At 65.8% G+C, this 19,982-nt stretch carries 16 protein-coding genes; 4 read left to right on the top strand and 12 right to left on the bottom strand.

Translation table 11 applies throughout. The features are described 5' to 3' along the window. Positions 1-2 precede the first annotated feature (2 nt). Together F3J45_RS02920 and F3J45_RS02915 are read right to left on the bottom strand one after the other, a co-directional pair. On the bottom strand, positions 3-602 hold the full coding sequence (locus F3J45_RS02920; protein WP_167057084.1) for an START domain-containing protein: 600 nt from the start codon (positions 600-602) through the stop codon (positions 3-5). 144 nt (positions 603-746) lie between these two features. Beyond that, a complete protein-coding gene (locus F3J45_RS02915) occupies positions 747-1,583 on the bottom strand; it encodes a bifunctional allantoicase/(S)-ureidoglycine aminohydrolase (RefSeq protein WP_027918838.1) in 837 nt (278 codons plus the stop codon). A 216-nt stretch (positions 1,584-1,799) separates the two neighbouring features. On the opposite strand from F3J45_RS02915, the gene F3J45_RS02910 reads away from it, so the two are divergent. Beyond that, positions 1,800-2,678, top strand: a complete 879-nt coding sequence (locus F3J45_RS02910) for a hypothetical protein (RefSeq protein ID WP_167057081.1) — start codon at positions 1,800-1,802, stop codon at positions 2,676-2,678. On the opposite strand, the gene F3J45_RS02905 is transcribed toward F3J45_RS02910, so the two are convergent. The 7 genes from F3J45_RS02905 to F3J45_RS02875 all read right to left on the bottom strand — a co-directional run bounded on the left by F3J45_RS02905 (position 2,675) and on the right by F3J45_RS02875 (position 11,751). Next, positions 2,675-3,559, bottom strand: a complete 885-nt coding sequence (locus tag F3J45_RS02905; protein ID WP_167057078.1) for a DMT family transporter — start codon at positions 3,557-3,559, stop codon at positions 2,675-2,677. The two genes, F3J45_RS02910 and F3J45_RS02905, sit on opposite strands and share 4 nt — an antisense overlap. A 165-nt stretch (positions 3,560-3,724) precedes the next feature. Beyond that, complete coding sequence (locus tag F3J45_RS02900) at positions 3,725-4,387, bottom strand: bifunctional 2-polyprenyl-6-hydroxyphenol methylase/3-demethylubiquinol 3-O-methyltransferase UbiG (RefSeq protein WP_167057074.1); 663 nt, start codon at positions 4,385-4,387, stop codon at positions 3,725-3,727. A 27-nt stretch (positions 4,388-4,414) separates the two neighbouring features. Then, a complete protein-coding gene (locus F3J45_RS02895; RefSeq protein WP_167057070.1) occupies positions 4,415-5,236 on the bottom strand; it encodes a phosphatase PAP2 family protein in 822 nt (273 codons plus the stop codon). Between the two features lie 2 nt (positions 5,237-5,238). Continuing rightward, positions 5,239-5,913, bottom strand: a complete 675-nt coding sequence (locus F3J45_RS02890; protein WP_167057067.1) for a histidine phosphatase family protein — start codon at positions 5,911-5,913, stop codon at positions 5,239-5,241. A gap of 117 nt (positions 5,914-6,030) precedes the next feature. Continuing rightward, positions 6,031-7,413 carry an efflux transporter outer membrane subunit gene (locus tag F3J45_RS02885; protein WP_167057064.1) on the bottom strand — a complete coding sequence of 461 codons (1,383 nt, stop codon included), beginning with the start codon at positions 7,411-7,413 and terminating at the stop codon, positions 6,031-6,033. Continuing rightward, positions 7,413-10,544: an efflux RND transporter permease subunit gene (locus F3J45_RS02880; protein ID WP_167057061.1), complete on the bottom strand. Its 3,132-nt coding sequence runs from the start codon at positions 10,542-10,544 to the stop codon at positions 7,413-7,415. The genes F3J45_RS02885 and F3J45_RS02880 overlap by 1 nt, the downstream gene beginning before the upstream one ends. 10 nt (positions 10,545-10,554) lie before the next feature. Continuing rightward, positions 10,555-11,751, bottom strand: a complete 1,197-nt coding sequence (locus F3J45_RS02875; RefSeq protein ID WP_240164516.1) for an efflux RND transporter periplasmic adaptor subunit — start codon at positions 11,749-11,751, stop codon at positions 10,555-10,557. 151 nt (positions 11,752-11,902) lie between these two features. On the opposite strand from F3J45_RS02875, the gene F3J45_RS02870 reads away from it, so the two are divergent. Both F3J45_RS02870 and F3J45_RS02865 read left to right on the top strand, forming a co-directional pair. Then, positions 11,903-13,297, top strand: a complete 1,395-nt coding sequence (locus tag F3J45_RS02870; RefSeq protein ID WP_167057058.1) for an ATP-binding protein — start codon at positions 11,903-11,905, stop codon at positions 13,295-13,297. Further along, on the top strand, positions 13,294-13,956 hold the full coding sequence (locus F3J45_RS02865) for a response regulator (protein WP_167057055.1): 663 nt from the start codon (positions 13,294-13,296) through the stop codon (positions 13,954-13,956). The genes F3J45_RS02870 and F3J45_RS02865 overlap by 4 nt, the downstream gene beginning before the upstream one ends. Before the next feature lie 161 nt (positions 13,957-14,117). On the opposite strand, the gene F3J45_RS02860 is transcribed toward F3J45_RS02865, so the two are convergent. The 3 genes from F3J45_RS02860 to F3J45_RS02850 all read right to left on the bottom strand — a co-directional run bounded on the left by F3J45_RS02860 (position 14,118) and on the right by F3J45_RS02850 (position 18,422). Beyond that, positions 14,118-15,638, bottom strand: a complete 1,521-nt coding sequence (locus F3J45_RS02860) for an NCS1 family nucleobase:cation symporter-1 (RefSeq protein ID WP_167057052.1) — start codon at positions 15,636-15,638, stop codon at positions 14,118-14,120. A 236-nt stretch (positions 15,639-15,874) separates the two neighbouring features. After that, on the bottom strand, positions 15,875-17,377 hold the full coding sequence (locus F3J45_RS02855) for a peptide MFS transporter (RefSeq protein ID WP_167057048.1): 1,503 nt from the start codon (positions 17,375-17,377) through the stop codon (positions 15,875-15,877). A gap of 145 nt (positions 17,378-17,522) precedes the next feature. After that, entirely contained in the window at positions 17,523-18,422 is a 900-nt protein-coding gene (locus F3J45_RS02850) for a LysR substrate-binding domain-containing protein (protein WP_167057045.1), read from the bottom strand. Positions 18,423-18,584: 162 nt separating this feature from the next. On the opposite strand from F3J45_RS02850, the gene F3J45_RS02845 reads away from it, so the two are divergent. Continuing rightward, the gene (locus F3J45_RS02845) at positions 18,585-19,760 is read left to right on the top strand and encodes a M20 aminoacylase family protein (RefSeq protein WP_167057042.1); all 1,176 of its coding nucleotides are present in this window, start codon (positions 18,585-18,587) and stop codon (positions 19,758-19,760) included. Positions 19,761-19,982 lie beyond the last annotated feature (222 nt).

Raw genomic sequence — 19,982 nt, 5'->3', positions numbered from 1 at the left:
CGTCAAGGCTGGCGCTCAGCCACGGCCCTCAACGTTCTCAAGGTCACCACCGGTGCATCCACCACGAACCGGTTGGCCAACCACCCCGGCACATCCCCGGCCGGGTCGGCCTGCAACTGGTAGGTCACCTCGGTTTGCCGTTCGCCCAGGGGTTTCATCACCCACTCGCCACTGAGCCGCTGCACGCGGATCAGCCCGTTTTCCTCCGGCACCTTGCGCGGGTCGGCACTCAGGTGCCGTACCAGCGTGCCGTCATCGAGCCGCTCGCTGGTGACCTTCAGCACGATGTCGCGCGGCAATGTCGGCCAAGGCAGGTTGGTGGTCAGGTACACCCAGGTGGTGTCGCCGTCGACTTCCAGCAAACGCATCTGTTCACAGGCATACAGCCACTTGCACGCCACCCGCAGGTTTTCCTGCAGGTCGGTGAGCGTGCGCACGCTGGCTTTCATGGTGCTGACACCCCGAAATTGCTGGTAGGGCGAGTCGCTGGCGGACGCCAGGTAGACACGTATGCCTTCGCGGTCGTAGGCCAGTTTCCAGTCGTCGCTGGCAAGGGCACAGGTTGAAAACAGCACGATGGCCAGCAGCAAGCAGCGGTTCATGCTGTGCACCATGTGTGGAGGTAGGTTATTGAAGTATGAGCGGCAAACAGAGAAGTTGCCAGGCGGGGCAGAAACGCAATGCGAGCTACGCCCCTGGTAGGAGCGAGCATAGCTCGCGATGGGCCGCAGCGCGGCCCCAATGGCTCAACGCTGCGGGTTGAGGGTCAGGTGCACGTGGCGGTTCACGTCCTTGTACAGCAGGTAGCTGAACTTGCCTGGGCCGCCGGCGTAGCACGCTTGCGGGCAGAAGGCGCGCAGCCACATGAAGTCGCCGGCTTCCACTTCCACCCAGTCCTGGTTCAGGCGGTACACAGCCTTGCCTTCGAGCACGTACAGGCCGTGCTCCATCACGTGGGTTTCGGCGAATGGAATCACGCCGCCTGGCTGGAAGGTGACGATGTTGACGTGCATGTCGTGGCGCATGTCGGCCATGTCGACGAAGCGGGTGGTGACCCAGCGGCCTTCGGTGCCCGGCATCTCGATGACGGTGGCGTTGTCGCGGTGGGTGACGAACGACTCAGGCACGGCCAGGCCTTCGACTTTCTGGTAGTGCTTGCGCAGCCAGTGGAAGGTGACGTTGGCCTTGCTGTTGTTGCGCAGGCTCCACTCGGCGCCCGGAGCCAGGAAGGCGTAGCCGCCTGGGGTCAGGGTGTGGTGCTTGCCTTCGACGGTGATGTCCAGCTCGCCTTCGACGATGAACACCACGGCTTCGGCGTTCGGGTCCAGCTCAGGGCGCTCGCTGCCGCCTTCCGGGGCCACTTCGACGATGTACTGGGAGAAGGTTTCGGCAAAGCCGGTCAGCGGGCGGGCGATGACCCACATGCGCATCTTGTCCCAGAACGGCAGGTGGCTGGTGACGATGTCACGCATCACGCCTTTGGGGATCACGGCATAGGCTTCGGTGAACATGGCACGGTCAGTCAGCAGCTCGGTTTGAGCTGGGTGCCCACCGTGGGGGGCGAAGTAGGAGTGATTCGACATGAACGGTCTCGACTTGTTGTTCTCTCCCCATGCCTTGAACCACACCGGCCGGTGCGTGCAGGGGATGCCCGAACAGCATAGGGCGACGGCCGTTCCATCCACAAATTAAATGTTGAAATACTCAACATTCAGTAACTGAATGCCAATGTCAGGCCATGACAAAATTTTCACATCCTCTTGCTAGGATCCTGCCCAACCTAAAGGAGCCCAGAATCCATGCCCATCCTGCGTCAGCGCAGCACCCGCATCGCCTTGACCGCCGCCGCCGGCCTGGTGGCCGCCACCCTGGGCTTTTTCGCCTGGCAATCCTTCTATCCGGTGCAGGCCGCCAAGGGTTGGGAGGTCGAGGTGCTGCACCGCGACGTGGACAAGGCCGCCTCGCTGCTCCCGCAGGCCGATGGCAGCTTGCTGGTCAGCCGTGAGCTGGACGATGGCCATGGCAGCATCCTCAAGATCACCGCCCATGGTGACCGCGTGGTGTTGCTGAACAACCTGTCCAAACCCGATGGCATGGTTGCCGCCCAGGGCGGCTGGGTGTTCAGCCAGGAAGGCGGCCAGGCGCCTGTCACCTTGTACCGCGACGGCCAGTTCGTACCTTTGTTCGAAGGCTTCAGCGTGCAGGGCCTGTGGAATGACGGCGATCACCTCTTTGCCATCGAAGACCGCAAGGGCGATGGCCGGCTCATGCGCTACGACTGGCAGACCGGCCAGTTGGATGTGCTGCGCTCGGGCCTCAGCGAAACCGAAGGCCTGACCCGCTGCCATGACGGTCGCCTGCTGTATACCGAAAAGGGCACTGGTATCGTGCGCGCCTTGGCCGACGACGGCAACGACCCGGTCGTGGTCCAGGGCCTGCGTCACCCCACTTTCCTGATGTGCGACCAGCGCGGCCTGTGGATCAGCGAAGACAACACCCACCGCGCGCGCCTGCTGCGCATCGATGCCGAGGGCACCCAGCACGTGGAGCTGACCTTCCTCAAGGCGCCGCAGTCGATCGTGGCCGATGGCAAGGGCGGCTACCTGCTCGCCGAAGGCGGTCGCAACCGGGTGCTGCGCCTGACCCCACCGGCCGACGACGCCACTGCCCAGCGTTAACTGGGCAGGCGCTTGCCGCGCTTGGGCAGCAGGCCCAGCACCAGCATGCAACCCAGCAGGATCACCAGGCCGCCTGCGGCCTGCAGCGCGCTCAAGGCTTCGCCGAGGAACAGCGCGCCGACCACCACGGCCACCAACGTCACCACGAACTCGACGCTGATGGTGCGGGTGGCGCCGATGCGTGCCACCAGGCCGAAGTACAGCACATAGGTGGTGGCGCTCATCACGCCGCCACTGAGCAGCAGGTAGAGCCAGTCGCCGGCCCCTGGCACGGTCGGCACCGGCACCACCAGCAGCAAGGGCAAGGTCAGCAAGCCTCCGGCCAGGAATGCACCGCCGGTCACCGTCCAGGGGTCTTGCCCGCGCAGGTGCAGGCTGGCGTAATTGCTGCCAAAGGCTGCGCACACGCAGCCAAACAGCGAGGCCAGGCAGCCCTGGATGAAGGCCTCGGTCACCGGTTGCGCCGGGAACCCCACCAGCATGACGATGCCCAGCAGGCCCAGTAACAGCCCGGCCAGGCCCTGGCGGGAAATTTTCTCCAGCCCCCACACCCGGCCGATCATCATCGAGAACAGCGGGATGCTGGCGACGAAGATCGCCGCCATGGCCGTGCCGATGCGCGGGGTGGCGTAGGACAGGCCGATCAATTGCCCGGCCACGGTGGTGGCGCCCACCACGGTCAGCGGTTTGAGCAACGGGCGCAGGCGCAGGGCGCGGCCGAGCAGGGCGGCAAGCACCGCCAGAGTGCCCCCGGCAATCAATGCGCGAAAACTCACCGCGCCAACCCAGCCAAAGGCGTGCACCACCTTGAGCACCACCAGAAAGGAAAAGCCCCAGGCGATTGCCAGGAACAGGTAGGCGGCGAGGTCACGCGGTTGCATGGTGCGGGGTCCATCCGGGAAGGGGGGAGCGCAGGCTAGCGGGTTGCAGCGGGGAAGTTCAAGGGGCTTGTCGCCCATGCCAGCGTATCGCGAGCTTTGCTCGCTCCTACCAGGCTGCGGTCATCCCGTAGGAGCGAGCAAAGCTCGCGATGAGGCCCGCACAGGCTACTGAGCAACCAACAGCAACGACTGCGGCACCGGGCTCTGCGGGTGCTGTGGCTCTTGCAGGCTCAACAAACGAAACCCCGCCATGTCCAGCGCATTCATCCAGCTGGCCAAGGTGCGGAAATACCACGGCATGGGCCGCCAGTTTCCACTGAACCCAGCAAACGACTCCTCACGCCACCCGTCCTGGTACTCGCCACCGGCCACCCCCCACGGGTGCAAGGTCTGGATCACCAAGGCGCCATCAGCCACCAACAGCCCTTTCATGGCCGCCAGCAAGGGAATGATGTCCTGCTGCAGAAGGGCGAAGTTGGCGCAGATCAGGTCATAGCCACTGCCTATGTTCACCTCACTCGCCGCCAGCTGTTCATAGCTGGCCTGGTACACCTGCGCCGAGCCCGCCTGGCGCGCTGCCTGCACCAGCGTGGCATCGCCATCCACCCCCACCGCCTCGATGCCGCGGTCGGCCAGTGCGCGCAGCAACCACCCCTCGCCACACCCCAGGTCCAGTACCCGTTCGGGCTGGCGGCCGAGAATCGCCAGCAGCATCGCCCGGTCGGTGACTTGCTGGCGGCTTTCGATGGCGCCGCCGCGTACCGCTGCGATCCAGGCCTGGGCGTTGTGTTGCCAGCTGTTCAGCAGGGCGGTTTCCGGGTTGGGCATGTGCAGGCTCCTGGGCAAGGGGGCTGCTCAAGCATAGGCACCTGCGCGCAGGTTGTCTGCAACCGCGTGCGGTCGCGCCTGCAAGGCCGGGCGGCCATAGAAGCACAAGGCGCTGGCGAAACTGGTGAACCACACGAATATCCCGGCCCAGAAGGTGTGCGACATGAAGTGCCAACCCTGCAGCACACGGGTGGTGCCGTAGACGAAACCGATCAACAACACCGCCACCAGTAAAGTGCGCGCATGCTGCCAGCGGTGGCGCAGGGCTACGAAATACAAGGCCATCAAGGTGAAACCACTGGACGCATGGCCGCCCGGCCAGCAGCGGCCTTCGCCGGCCTCGCTGAACCAGCGGAAGTTCTGGTACCACTCCACCCGCGCCTGGCTACCGCCATACAGTGTGGTTTCCACCGGGCAATACACGCTGGTGTGGCTTTTCAGGTAGTGAATCACCGTGGTGCACAGGGCGAACGCCACCACCACGTAGAACAGGTCGCGCCGGTAGCGGGTGGTGAACTGCAGCAACGGGCTGATGCGCGCCTTGTTCAGCCCACGGGTGATCGAGGCATTGGGGTACTTGACCAGCAACGGCCAGATCAACGATAGCAGTGAACCGATCAGCGCCGCTTCGCCCGTCCAGTTCGGCAGGATGCGCGGCCACTTGTGGGTGACCTTTTCGAACCAGGCATCGTGCAGCAGCGGGAATTGCCCGCTGACCGGGTCGAGCAGCAGGTTGCTGAGCCAGCGGTCCAGCTCGGTGAGGTCGAAGGCCAGGAAGGTGACCACCGCCAGTAACAGCGGTAGCCCCAGGTTGGTGAGGTAGAACGCGGAGCGTGATGGCGCAGGCATGTTTACTTCCCTGTCTGGCTGAGCAGTGCTTGCCACTGGTTGGGATTGAGTTGCCCCAGCAGTTCGGCCTTGCCGTTGCTGCCTTTGCGGATGAACAGCGCGCTGGCGTAGCCCGGCGAGCGGTCGCCCCCGGCAACGCCGAGCCGGCGTTCCAGGTAGTCGATACAGCCGCTGTGGGTGACCAGCACCAGGTTGTGGCCCTCGCGCTTGTGCGCCAAGGCGGCACGGGCAAAGGTGTCGTCGCAACGGGCCAGCCAGTCCTGGGTTTCGATGGGCTTGCCGAAGACGAACGCGGCGGTCTGCTGGGTGCGCACCTCCGGGCTGGCCAGGGTGTCGGCGCCGGCCAGGCCCAGGCGGCGCAGGCCATCGCCCACGGCGGCGGCAGCCTGGCTGCCTTCGCGGGTGATACCGGCGGGGTCGTTGAGGCAGGCATGGTTGGAGCGGTCGCAGCGCTCGGCATGGCGCACCAGGACGATCACCTCGTCGTTGTCCAGGGCGCTGTAGACGCCGTGGACATGCATCTGCTGCACACTGCCCAGGTCTGCCACCTGGGTGGCGCAGGCTTGCCACAGGCCAACGCCGGCCAAGGCCAGCAGCGCCGCCGCTGCCAGCCATGCGCGCGAGCGGCGTTTGGCGCGCGGTGCGCGCTGGGGAATCGTGATCGTGTGTTCCAGCATGCAGCCACTCCGAAGTCCAAAGACAGCGGGCGGGCCGCAACGGCGGGCCACCCGAGAATGGCCAGCACCTTAACTGCGCGGTTGTGGTGCACCGGTGAAGCGGATGTGAAAAAACGGTTATCCCTGCCAGCCACCCCCCAGGGCCTTGTACAGGGTCACCCGGTTGACCTGCTCGGCCAGTTGCAGGCTGATCAGCGACTGCTGGGCCGAATACAGCGAGCGCTGTGCATCAAGCACGTCGAGGAAGCTGTCCGAGCCCTGCTTGTACAACGCCAGCGACAGGGTGTAGCTGGTGCGGGTGGCCTCGGTCAGGTTGCGCTGGGCATCGAGCCGTTCGTTGATGTGGGCGCGCACCGACAGGGCATCGGCCACTTCGCTGAAGGCGGTCTGCAGGGCTTTTTCGTAGCTGGCCACGTCGATGTCGCGGGTGACCTTGGCGGCATCCAGGCTTGCGCGGTTGCTGCCGGCGTTGAAGATCGGCAGGTTGACCGATGGGGCGAAGCTCCAGGCACCGCTGCCGCCCTTGAACAACCCCGACAGCGCGCTGCTGGCGCTGCCGCCACTGGCGGTAAGGGTGACGCTTGGGAAGAACGCCGCGCGCGCAGCGCCAATATCGGCATTGGCCGCCTTCAGCGTGTGCTCGGCCGCCAGCACGTCGGGGCGGCGTTGTAGCAAGGTCGAGGGCAAGCCGGCCGGCACGCTGACCAGCAGGGTGCTGTCGAGCGGGTTCTGGCCCGGCAGCAGGCTGTCGTCCAGGCGCTGGCCAACCAACAGCTCCAGGGCATTGCGGTCTTGCTCCACTTGGCCCTGGTAGTTGGCCGCATCGGCCCGGGCCGACTCGACCGTGCTGCGCGCCTGGGCCAGGCTGACCCCGGACTCGCCGCCAAGGCCATGGCTCTGCTGCACCAGGGCATAGGTTTTCTGCTGGCTGGCATAGGTGTCGTTGGCCAGCTTGAGCAGTTGCTGGTCGGCGGCCAAGGTCATCCACGCACTGGCCACTTCGGCCACCAGGCTCAACTGCGTGCTGCGGCGGGTTTGCTCCAGCGACAGGTACTGCTCCAGCGCCGCATCCTTGAGGTTGCCCAGGCGCCCGAACAGGTCCACTTCATAGCTGCTGATGCCCAGGCCCACGCTGTACTGGCTGCTGACCGTGGTGCTGCCGTTGGACAGCGCCCGCTGGCGGGTGCCGTCGGCGCTGGCCGACAGCGCCGGGAACAGCGCGGCGCGCTGGATGCGGTACTGGGCACGCTGGTATTCGACATTCAGCGCGGCCACCCGCAGGTCGCGGTTGTTGGCCAGGGCCTGGGCGACGGTGTCGCGCAGGCGGCTGTCGACGAACAGGGTTTGCCAGGCGATGTCGACCTGGGTGGTGCTGCTGGCGGCACTGGCGTTGCTGCCAGGCCACTGCTCGGCCACCGGCGCCGCCGGGCGCTGGTAGTCGGGGGCAAGGTTGACGCAGCCGCCCAGGGCCAGCGCCAGAATAAGTGGGGTCAAGCGCATCAGGCTTCTCCTGCAACGGTATCGGCGCGGGTAGCACGGCGGCCGGCCAGGCGCTGCACCAGCACGTAGAACAAGGGAATGAAGAACAGGCCCAGCAGCGTGGCAGCCAGCATGCCGCCCAGCACGCCGGTGCCGATGGCCTGGCGCCCGCCGGCACCGGCGCCGCTGCTCAGGGCCAGCGGCAGCACCCCGAGAATGAACGCCAGCGACGTCATCAGCACCGGGCGCAGGCGGATGCGCACGGCTTCGAGGGTGGCGCTAAGCAGGTCCTGGCCGCGCTCGTAGCCTTCCTTGGCGAACTCGACGATCAGGATCGCGTTCTTCGCCGCCAGGCCCACCGTGGTCAGCAGGCCGACCTGGAAGTACACGTCGTTGGCCAGCCCGCGCAGCCCGGTCAGCAGCAGCGCGCCGAGGATGCCCACCGGCACCACCAGCATCACCGCGAACGGCACTGACCAGCTTTCGTACAAGGCCGCCAGGCACAGGAACACGAACAGAATCGAAATGGCGTACAACAGGGGGGCCTGGTTACCGGCCAGGCGCTCCTGGTACGACTGCCCGGTCCAGGCATAGCCGACGCCCTCGGGCAACTGGCCCATGATCTGCTCCACCGCGGCCATGGCATCGCCGGAGCTCACCCCGGCGGCAGGCTCGCCGACCAGTTCATAGGCGCCGAAGCCGTTATAGCGTTCCAGCAGCGGCGAGGCGGTGCTCCACGAGGTGCTGGTGAAGGCCGACAGCGGCACCATGGCGTCGCTGTCGTTGCGTACGTACCAGGCACCGATGTCCTCGGCTTGCATGCGTTTGTCGGCTTCGCCCTGCAGGTAAACCTTCTTTACCCGCCCGGCATCGATGAAGTCGTTGACGTAGCTGCCGCCCATCACCGTGCTCAGGGTGCTGTTGATGTCGCTGGCCGAAACACCCATGGCCCCGGCCTTGCGGTCGTCGATGGCAACGTCCAGCTGCGGGGTGTCCTCCAGGCCCTGGGCGCGCACGTTGGCCAGGCGCGGGTCCTTGGCGGCCAGGGCGATGAACTGATCGCGTGCCTTCAGCAGTTCGGCATGGCCCAGGCCTGCCAGGTCCTGCAGTTGCACATCGAAGCCGGAGCTCTGGCCCAGGCCCTGGATCGCCGGCGGGGCGATGACGAACACATTGGCGTCGAGGATGCTCGACAGTGCCCGGTTGGCGCGTTGCGCCACGGCGGCCGCACTGTGCGCCTCGCCCTGGCGCGCGCTCCAGTCCTTGAGCTTGATGAAGCCGCGCCCGGAGTTCTGCGCGTTGCCACCGTTGCCCAGGCCGCGCACGGTCAGGATCGAGTCCACTTCCGGCTGCTGCAGCATGTAGTCCTGCACCTGGCGGCTGACCGCCTGCAGGCGCTCGTCGGTGCCGCCGACCGGCAGGGTCATCTGCATCATCAGCATGCCCTGGTCTTCTTCGGGCAAGAATGCGCTGGGCAGCTTGTGGAACATCAACGCCACGCCACCGAGTACCAAGGCGTACACCAGCAGCGCACGCAGGGGGCGCGCCAGCACCTGGCCGACGGCGCCCTGGTAGCGCTCGGCGGTGCGCTCGAAGTGGCGGTTGAACCAACCGAAGAAGCCTTTGCGCGGCGTACCATGCTGGGCCACCGGCTTGAGCAGGGTGGCGCACAGGGCCGGGGTCAGGGTCATGGCCACCAGTACCGACAAGGCCATGGCCGCCACCAGGGTGACCGAAAACTGCCGGTAGATCACCCCGGTGGAGCCGCCGAAGAAGGCCATGGGCACGAACACCGCCGAGAGCACCACGGCAATGCCGATCAGCGCGCCGCTGATTTCACCCATCGACTGGCGTGTGGCTTCCCGGGGCGCCAGGCCTTTTTCGGCCATGATCCGTTCCACGTTCTCCACCACCACGATGGCGTCGTCCACCAGCAAGCCGATGGCCAGCACCATGCCGAACATGGTCAAGGTGTTGATCGAGTAACCGAGCATGGCCAGTACACCAAACGTACCAAGCAGTACGACCGGTACGGCAATCGCCGGAATCAGCGTGGCGCGCAGGTTCTGCATGAACAGGTACATGATCAGCACCACCAGGACGATGGCCTCGAACAGGGTCTTGACCACTTCCTCAATGGAGATCTTCACGAACGGCGCGGTGTTGTAGGCCACTTCGCTGCGCAACTGCAGCTTGCTGGGGAAGAACTGCTCAAGCTTGGCCAGCTTGGCCTGCACCGCCTCGGACACGTCCAGGGCGTTGGCGCCGGTGGCCAGGCTCACCGCCAGCCCGCCCGAGGGCCGGCCATTGTGCTCGGCGACCACGTCGTAGCTTTCGCTGCCCAGCTCCACCCGGGCCACATCGGCCAAGGTCACCACGGCGCCGGCGCTGTTGTGCTTGAGCACCAGGTCGCGGAACTGCGCGGCGGTCTGCAGCTTGCTGCGGGCGTTGATGGTGGCGTTGAGCTGCTGCCCGGCGCGGGCGGGCAGGGCGCCCAACTGGCCGGCCGAGGTGTCGACGTTCTGCGCTTCGAGCGCGCTGCTCACGTCCGAGGGCATCAGTGCGTACTGCTTGAGTTTGTCTGGGTCGAGCCAGATCCGCATGGCATAGCTCGAACCCAGGGTGGTGACCTGGCCCACGCCACTGACCCGGCTGATCTGGTCATACAGGGTGCTGGAAATGAAGTCGCTGATATCGGTGGCGCTGACATCGGGGTTGTCCGACACCAGGGAAACGATGATCAGGAAGTCGCTGGCCGAGTTGTGAATCTCGATGCCTTGCTGCTGCACGCTGTCGGGCAGGCGCGCCTTGGCCTGCTCCAGTTTGGTTTGCACCAGCATCTGCGCGGTGTTGATGTCGGTGCCGGCGGCGAAGGTCAGGGTGACCTTGGCACTGCCCGACGAACTGCTGCTCGACGACATGTAGGTCAGGCCGTCGAGGCCGGTCATCTGCTGCTCGATCACCTGGGTTACCGAGTCTTCCATGGTTTTGGCCGAGGCGCCGGTGTAGGTGGCGCTGAGGCTGATCTGCGGCGGCGCGATGTTGGGGTACTGGGCCAGCGGCAGCTGGAAGATGGCCAGGCCGCCACCAAGCATCACCAGAATGGCGATGACCCAGGCGAAAATCGGCCGGTCGATGAAGAAACGTGCCATGTAATACGCCTCAGTGACTGTCGTTGATGGCGGTGAGGGCGCTGCCCTGAGCCTGTGCCTGAATCTGCACCTGCTGACCGACGCGCACCTTCTGCAGGCCCTGGACGATCACCTGGTCACCGGCGGCCAGGCCCTGGCTGACCCACCAGCGGTTGCCCAGCGCACGGGCCAGGGTCAGTTCGCGCTGCTGCACCTTGCCGTCAACCACCACCAGGGCGGTGGCGTCGCCGCGCTCGTCGCGGCTCACGGCCTGCTGCGGCACCAGGATGGCGTCGTTCTGCACGCCTTCCTGCACGGTGGCCTTGAGGTACATGCCCGGCATCAGCAGGCCGTCGGGGTTGGGCACCACGGCGCGGAAGGTGACGCTGCCGGTGCTTTCGTCAACGCTTACGCCGTTGAAGGTCAGGGTGCCGGCGTGGGCATAGGTGCTGCCGTCCTCCAGCTCCAGGCTGATGCGCGCAGCGTCTTGCTGCCCGCTCCTGGCCAGCTTGCCTTCGGCCAGTTCGCGCTTGAAGCGCAGCAGCGTGCTGCTGGGCTGGGTGAAGTCGACGTAGATCGGGTCCAGTTGCTGCACGGTGGTCAGCGCCGTGGTCTGCTCGGCGGTTACCAGCGCGCCCGGGGTGACCGAGGAGGTGGCACTGCGGCCATCGATCGGCGCGGTGATGCGGGTGTAGTCGAGGTTGATCTGTGCGGTGTGCTGCGCGGCCAGCGCCGATTGCAGGCTGGCCTGGGCTTCGAGCAGCGAGGCCTGGGCGCTTTCATTGCTTTCGGCGCTGATGGCGTCGATCTTCACCAGCTGTGCATCGCGCTTGGCCTTGAGCTCGGCAGCCTTGAGCGTGGCGCGGGCCGAGCTGACCGTGGCCTGGGCCTGGGCCAGCGCCGCCTGGTAGGGCTGCGGGTCGATCTGGTACAGGGCCTGGCCGGCCTTGACCGTGTCGCCCTCGTTGAACAGGCGTTTCTGGATGATGCCGCCCACCTGCGGGCGAATCTCGGCCACCAGGTGCGCCGTGGCGCGGCCGGGCAGGGTGGTGGTCAGCGCCTGGGCGGCGGTGGTCACCTCGTACACCGCCACTTCCTGGAGCGGCGGCGCTGCGTCGGCGGTTTCGGCCTCGCGGCAACCGCCGATCACCAGCAGGCCGGCGCCAAGCAGCAGGGCGCGGGCCAGGGGCGAACGGGCAAACATCAACGAGTGGAATAAAGTAGGCATCGCAGGCTCCGAGCCGATGGATTTCGATGGCCCAAGCCTGCTTGGCAATTGTGCAGCCATTGTGCAGAAAGCATGGAGTTTGCCCGGCCTACCTTGCAGGCAGGGGGCCTGCGGGTTTCAATGGCGGCCTGTTCAGCGTGCCGGCGGTGCCATGAGAGTCAGCCTTTCCCGCAAGTTTTTCCTCGCCATGCTCGCGGTGTGCGCGTTCGCCGTGCTGGGCATGGTGTTCGCCGCCTATGTGAGCCTGAAATACGGCTTTCTGGGCTACCTCAACCAGCAAGGCGAGGAGCGCATGGAGCGCATCGTGCCGCGGGTCGAGCAGGCCTATGCCCGCCATGGCAGCTGGGAGTTCATTCGCCAGGACAAGGACCAATGGTTCGAGTTGCTGCGCCCGGACGATGCCCAGCCCGACAAAACTTTCGACCCCAGCCTGCTGACGGTGTCCGACCTCACCGGTGCCTTCGTCCGTTTTGCCCTGCTCGATGCCGACCACCGGCCGATCATTGGCTACCAGGCGGCGAGCAGCGACATGTTGCTGCGCCCGATTCACCACCAGGGCCAGGTGGTCGGCTGGATGGCCCTGGCGCCCCTGCAATCGGTGACCAGCGTGGGCGACCGGCGCTTCCAGCTCAACCAGCTGCGTTCCAGCCTGCTGATCGGCCTGGCCTGCCTGCTGGCCACGGCGGTAATCGCCTGGTGGCTAAGCCGGGCGCTGTTGCGGCCGATTCGCGAGGTGGCCAGCGCCACCCACCGCCTGGCGGCGGGTGACTACGCCATCCAGCTGCCCGTGCGCTCGGCCGATGAGGCCGGGCAGTTGGCTGGCGACTTCAATCGCATGGCCGCCACCCTGGCCAGCAACGAACGCATGCGCCGCGACTTCATGGCCGATATCTCCCACGAGCTGCGCACGCCACTGGCGGTGATGCGCGCTGAACTGGAAGCGATGGAAGACGGCATTCGCCCCTTGGACGGCAATACCCTGCGTTCGCTGCAGGGCGAAGTGGGCGCCCTGAGCAAGCTGGTGGACGACCTGTTCGACCTGTCCCTGGCCGAGGTGGGTGGCCCGACGTACCGGCGCGAGCGCATCGACCTGCAGGTGCTGTTGCCGGTGGTCGCCGATGCGTTCGCCGCCAGCTTCGCCGAGCTTGGCCTGGCGCTGCGCCTGGAATTGCCGGGGCAACCGCTGTGGGTGATGGGCGATGAATCGCGCCTCGGCCAGTTGCTGCACAATCTGTTGGAAAACAGCCGCCGTTACACCGATGCGGGTGGCCATACTGTGTTGCGCGCCTTCCAGGAAGGCGACCAGGTGCGGGTGCAGTGCGAGGACACCGCGCCCGGCGTCGACAGCGCGTCGCTGGCCCGCCTGTTCGAGCGTTTCTACCGCGCCGAGCGCTCGCGCAACCGCGCCAGCGGCGGCACCGGCCTGGGCCTGGCGATCTGCCGGGGCATTGCCGAGGTGCACGGCGGCAAGCTCACGGCCAAGGCATCGGCGCTGGGCGGGTTGCTGCTGGAACTGGCCTTGCCGGCCGCTGGGGAGGATGCATGAGCCAGATTTTGTTGGTGGAAGATGAACCCAAACTCGCCGCCCTGGTGGGCGACTACCTGCGCGCGGGCGGTTACACGGTCGAGCACCTGGCCGATGGCCTGGCGGTGATTCCGGCCATTCGCCAGAACCATTACGACCTGGTACTGCTCGACCTGATGCTGCCCGGCCGCGATGGCCTGGATATCTGCCGCGAGCTGCGCGGCTTCAGCCATATGCCGTTGATCATGATGACGGCCCGGGTTGACGAGATCGACCGCTTGCTGGGCCTGGAGCTGGGCGCCGACGACTATATCTGCAAGCCGTTTTCGCCCCGCGAGCTGGTCGCCCGGGTCAAGGCCGTGCTGCGCCGTGGCGGCGCCCAGGCCCCGAGCCTGGGCCTGGAACTCGATGCCCGGGCCTTTCAGGCGCGCTACAAGGGGGTGGCGATGGAGCTGACCCCGGTCGAGTTTCGCATGCTTGCCGCCCTCGCGGCCCGGCCCGGCCAAGTGCTGTCGCGGGACCAGTTGATGAACCACATCTACCAGGACCACCGGGTGGTCGCCGACCGCACGGTCGACAGCCATGTGAAGAACCTGCGGCGCAAGCTCACGGCCATCAGCCCGGGCCACGACCCGTTGCGTTCGGTGTACGGCGTCGGGTACAGCCTGGAGTTCGAATGAGATCGAGCGCCGCCCGCGGTGGCCACATGAACACTGGCCCGAAACAAACGTAGGAGCGAGCGCAGCTCGCGAAGCGCCGCGCGGGCGGCGCTCGATTTGCGCACCCCCGCAAACCTCAAGACATGCACCGGCGCGCCGCCGGCCTGCACCCGCGCACCGTGTCAGTGCTGCGCACTGTCCACGGCGATGGCCTCGCCCGACACATCAAGATACCTGGCACGGCGGTCGGCAAGGGCATAGTGGATCAACCCGCCCAGCCCCGCACCGAAGAACCAGGAAAACTGCGACAGCGTGTCGAACGCCGGCACCAGCGCCAGCACAATGGCGATCAGCGACGCCGGAATGAACGCCGCCACGGCGCGCAGGTTGACCCCGCCACGGTAGTGGTAGGCCGCTTCCGGGCTTTCGCTGTACAACTGCGGCAGGTTCACCCGGCTGCGGCGTACCAGGTAGTAGTCGGTGACGATGATGCCGTACAGCGGCCCGAGTAACGCCCCGAGGCCGCCGAGGAAGTACACGATCACCGACGGGCTGTTGTACAGGTGCCAAGGCAGGATCAGCACCGCAATGGCCGCGCTGAGCAAGCCTGCGCGGCGGAAGTTCAGCAGCTTCGGCGCCAGGTTGGTGAGCACGAAGGCCGGGGCGACGAAGTTGGCCATGATGTTCACCGCCACGGTCACGATCAGGAACGCCAGGCACGCCAGTACCAGGCCTGCCGTGTTCGGGATGGCCGCGACGATCTCGGTCGGGCTCTGCACCAGCTTGCCATCGATGCTGAACTGCGCCCCGGCAAGCACTACCGCGATCAGCGCAAAGCCCAGCATGTTCACCGGCAGGCCCCAGAAGTTGCCCATGTTGATGGTGCGCTTGTCGGGGCAGTTGCGCGTGAAGTCGCAGAAGTTGAGGATCATCGAGCCGTACAGCGACACCCACAGCGCCGCGGCCCCGAGCACTTTCAGGCACATTGTCGAGCCAGTGGGCGGGTTGCCGCTGGACCAGGCAATCGACAGGCCGCAGCGCCAGTACATCCAGCCTGCCAGGGCGGTGAAGGCAACCAGGATCACGGGCCCGGCTAGCGACTCGTAGCGGCGCACCATCTCCATGCCATAGGCAAAAATCGCCACTTGCACGCACCAGATACCGAGGAAGGTGACCCAGCCCAGGGTCGACAAGCCAAGAATCGCGTTCTGGTCGTAGGCCTGTAGCGCGGGGGCGATGGCGGTCAGCAGCACGCGCAGTACCACCGAGGCGAGGTAGGTCTGGATGCCGAACCAGGCAATGGCGATCACCGCGCGAACCAGCGCCGGAACCTGGGCGCCGTGGATGCCGAAGCTGATCCGGCACAACACAGGGTAGGGCAGGCCGGTTTTCTGGCCCATGTAGCCAGAAAGGTTCATCAGGCCGTAGATCACCAGGGCGCCGAGGGCGAAGGCGGCAAGGATCTGCGCGCCGCTCAGGCCCAAGGCGAACAGGCCGATGGCGAAGGCGTAGTTGGCGATGTTGTGCACATCGTTGGTCCACAGGGCAAAGAGGCTGTAGCGCCCCCAGGTGCGATTGGCCGCGCGTGTGGGTGCCAGGTCGGCACTGTACAGGCGCGGGCTCAATGGCAGCTCACCGGGCCTGGCTGTTTCTGCGCGAGGAACATCGACTGGGCTGACACCGGAACGAGAAATCGACGCCATCGGAACTCCTGATGGTTGTGTACTTTTATTGTTTGAATTTGTATACAAACAAGAAACGTACCAACGTGGGGAGGCCGTGGTTTGGGGGGCGTTGGCCCGGACTGGGCGCGTTTAGGGGGGGCTAGTTGGGAATATTGTGCACAGGTCGTGTTACTAAGTGTGTCAGAGGGCGCTGCTTGCGCAGCGCATCGCGAGCTTTGCTCGCTCCTACCGGGGGTTGGGGGGTGGGCACAGGATTAGGTCGATTGCCCTGCCGCTGTGGCTGCTTCACCGCTGGCCACGCCATGTTCGTGCGCCAGCGACAGCCTTTTCAGCAACGGTAACAACAGCACCGCCAGCGCCATCGCCCCCACGACTGCCCAGCCCAAGCCGCTAAACAGGCGCATGTACAACGGCAGCGACAGGGGCGCTTGCATCCCCGCCGGGGGCATCTGCGCAAGGTTGGCTACCGCACTGCCCAGGTACTGCGCCACACCCGCCGCCACGAAGTAGGCACCCATCATGAACCCGCTCATGCGCACCGGCACATAGCGCGAAATCATCGCCAGGCCCAGGCCGCTGATCAACAGGTCGCCGAGCGCATACAGCGCATAGCTCCACACCACGAACCACGACGATACGCGCCCGTCCACCGCGAACTGGCCACTGACCGCCAGCAAGAAGAAGCTGGCCGCCACCGCGGCAAACCCCAGGGTGAACTTCACCGCCACCGGGGCATCGTGGCCACGGCCGGCCAGGCCGTTGTAGAACAGAACCAGGAACGGCCCCAGCACGATGATCCAGATACCGCTAAGCGCCTGGAACTGGGCGGCGCTCCAGGTGAACAACGTGTACCCGAACACGCTGAAACGCGGGTCGACATTGCGCAGGGCGAACAGGGTGATCGAGGTGTACTGCTGCTGGTAGAAAATGAAGAACAGAAACACCTGCACGGTCAGTAGCAGCGCCGCAAGCAGCCCAGCACGTTCGGCGGGCGCTGCCGTCAGGGTCATGTAGACGAAGATCGACAGGATGCTGGCCCCGGCGGCCCAGATGGTGAAGGTTGCCAGCAGCGTATGTTCCAGCACCAGCGCGGTGAACAGGCTCAGCACCACCGCACCCGCCGCGATACCGGCGACACGCCGCCAGTGCACCGGTTCCTGGTCGGCCGGTGTGCCGATATGCGCCAGCGTGCGGTGCATCAGCAGGAAATTCAGGATGCCCATTGCCATGCCCGCGCAGCACACGGCGAATGCCGCGTTCCAGCCCCACTGGTCCTTGATCCAGGGTGTGACCAGCATCGAGGCGGCCGCGCCGAGGTTGATGGCCAGGTAATAAGTGGTGAAGGCGCTGTCGATCCGCGCCTCGTCGCCTGCATAGATACGCCGTATCAGGCTCGCCGCGTTGGCCTTGAACAGGCCATTGCCCACCACGATCACGCTCAAGGCGGCGAACAGGTAAGGCAGCTCCTGCCTGGCCAGTGCCAGCATCAGGTAGCCGCAGCACAGCACCACGGCGCCGGCGACCATGGTGCGGCGTGCGCCGAGTACCCGGTCGCCAATCCAGCCACCGATGGCCGGCGCGGAAAACGCCAGGGCACTGAAGGCGCCCCAGGTCAGGTTGGCGCGGCTGTCGTCGAAGCCGAGCTTATCGATCATGAACAGCACCAGCAGCGCGGCCATGCCGTAGAAGCCGAAGCGTTCCCACAGCTCGACCAGAAAGACGGTGGTGAAGGCGCGGTGTTTCGATGTTGGGCGCATACGGGTGGCTCTCCGATTATTGTTGTTCGAGCGCTCGGGCGCTTGGGGCCAAGGCTACGGTTCCTGTGGCCGCTTAACGAGCCAACAAAAAGCCACGGTGTTCACCTTGGTTTGCCACCCCCATACACGTCACCCGGCGCGGCGCTCAGCTGAGCTTTCGCCTTCTTGCGGCGTCGCGCAGGCAGTCGATCAGCATGCTGGCGGCAGGGGTCGGTGGGCTGTTGCGCCGGGTGATGACCTGCATCGAAATGGGCGGGATGGTTTCTTCAAGCGCCAGCACCGACACCGAGCTTTGCCATTTGAAGTCGAGCAACTGGCGCGGCATGGCCGTGAGCAGGTCCGACCCCTGCACCAGGCCATGGGAAACGCCATAGCTCAGGCATTCCACGACACGTGTAGGAATGGGCAGGCCCTGCGCGTGGAATACGTCGAACAGCACCTGCGCCGAGCTGTCTGGCGCCAGGTTCAGTAGCCAGTCGGCATCTACCAGCTCGGCCAGCCGGGTGGCCTGGGCCAAGGGGTGGCCATGCCTGGCAACCACCACCAGTTCGCTCTGGTACAACGGCGTGTGTTCGAACGCATCGGCAATGGCATCGCTGCCCATCGCCAGCACGGCGAAATCCAGCGTGCCGTCGTGCAGTTGCCGTAACGCCGTACCCGGAAAGCCTTCGCTGATGTTCACCCGCGCCTTGGGGAAGCGCCGGCGAAAGGCGGCGAAGGCTTCCGGCAGGATGGTCAGGGCGGTGGCTGGGGTAATGGCGGCGGCCAACGAGCCCACCGCGCCGTCGCGCGCCTGCTCGACATCCTCACGGGCGCGCTGCATCTCGGCAACGATCAGCCGGGCGCGCACGTTCAGCTGTTGGCCGATGGCGGTCAGTTGCACGCCCCGGGTGGTGCGCACGATCAGCGACACCCCCAGTACGTGCTCAAGCTCCTTGATGGCCTTGGTCAGCGCGGCCGGCGACAGGTGCAGGTGTCGCGCCGCCGCGCGGATGCTGCCTTCCTCGACGATGGTGACGAACGCTTTGAGCTGGTGGTATTTCATGGACGATCCGTTGCCTTGGCCGGGGGGCGCGATTATCGGCGCTGCGCAGGTGGCTGCCCAGCGGCAATCGGCAGTGAACACCCACACCATTGATTGGCTTATGGGCCGTGGCCCTAGGCGATAGGCTTTTGCGGCACAAGTACCCGCCCAAGAGGAAACACCATGGACCCCGTTCTGCCGGAAATTGCCGCCATCGCGCCGGAGCTGATCGCACTGCGCCAGCGCATCCACGCACACCCCGAGCTTGCCTTCGAAGAAACCGTCACCAGTGACCTGGTGGCCGAGTGCCTGACGGCCTGGGGTTACCAGGTTCACCGGGGCCTGGGCGGCACCGGCGTGGTCGGCGTGCTGCGAGCGGGCAGCGCCGGGCGCAGCATTGGCCTGCGTGCCGACATGGACGCGCTGCCGCTGGCCGAGAACACCGGCTTGCCCTACGCCAGCGTTAACCCCGGGAAAATGCATGCCTGCGGGCACGATGGGCATACCGCGATGTTGCTGTGCGCGGCCCGCCACCTGGCCAGCACCCGCGCCTTCGACGGCACCGTGAACCTGATTTTCCAGCCGGCCGAGGAAGGCTTCGGCGGCGCCAAGGCGATGATCGACGACGGCCTGTTCGAGCGGTTTCCCTGCGACGCTGTGTTCGCCTTGCACAACATGCCGGGCATCGCCGCCGGGGACATGGCCTTTTGCGTGGGGCCGATGACGGCCTCGTCGGACAGTGTGACCATCCGCCTGCGCGGCGAGGGCGGGCATGGCGCCTTCCCGCACCGGGCCTGCGACCCAATGCCTGCGGCCGGGGCCATCATGCTGGCGTTGCAGACGATCGTCGGGCGCGATGTCGACCCGCTCGACGCCGCCGTGATTTCGGTGGGCAGTGTGCACGCCGGCGAGGCCTTCAACATCATTCCCGAGCAGGTGGAAATGCGCCTTTCCGTGCGCACCCTGGATGCCAACGTGCGCCAACGTGTGGAGCAACGCATCCGGGCGCTGGTGGCCGGGCAGGCGCAAAGCTTCGGCTTGCAGGCCGATATTGACTACGCGTGCGGTTACCCGGTACTGGTCAACGACCCCCAGGTGACCGCATTCGCCACCCGCGTCGCCCACGGCTTGCTGGGCGAGGCGCGTGTGGACCCCCAGTCACGGCCAGTGATGGGCAGTGAAGACTTTGCCTACATGCTGGAACAGGTGCCCGGTTGCTACGCCTATATCGGCAATGGCCTCGGCAGCCGGGGAGGGTGCATGGTGCATAACCCAGCGTATGACTTCAATGACGATATTCTCACACTGGGTGCCACTTTCTGGGTACGCCTGACGGAAACCTGGCTAACCAGTCAATAACGTGGGCATTGCGCGTTTTTATACTATTTATTTGCTGTTTTTATTAACTTGCCGCCGCCCCGGCGGCAAACTTCAAGTCAACCCGGCGCGACATGTAGATGCCTGTTTGCGCCGTCGAACCTGACTATTTGATGCGCCCTGCAGGTCGGTGGTACTTGACAGCAATGGGGCAATCGGAACGGGGCCAAGCGGAGCCCCAGCTTTCGCTTTCGGCCCCGTTCC

This window comes from Pantoea sp. Ap-967, from assembly GCF_011752565.1.
In the GTDB taxonomy this organism is placed as follows: Bacteria; Pseudomonadota; Gammaproteobacteria; order Pseudomonadales; family Pseudomonadaceae; genus Aquipseudomonas.
This window is presented reverse-complemented; position numbering and strand designations above follow the sequence as displayed.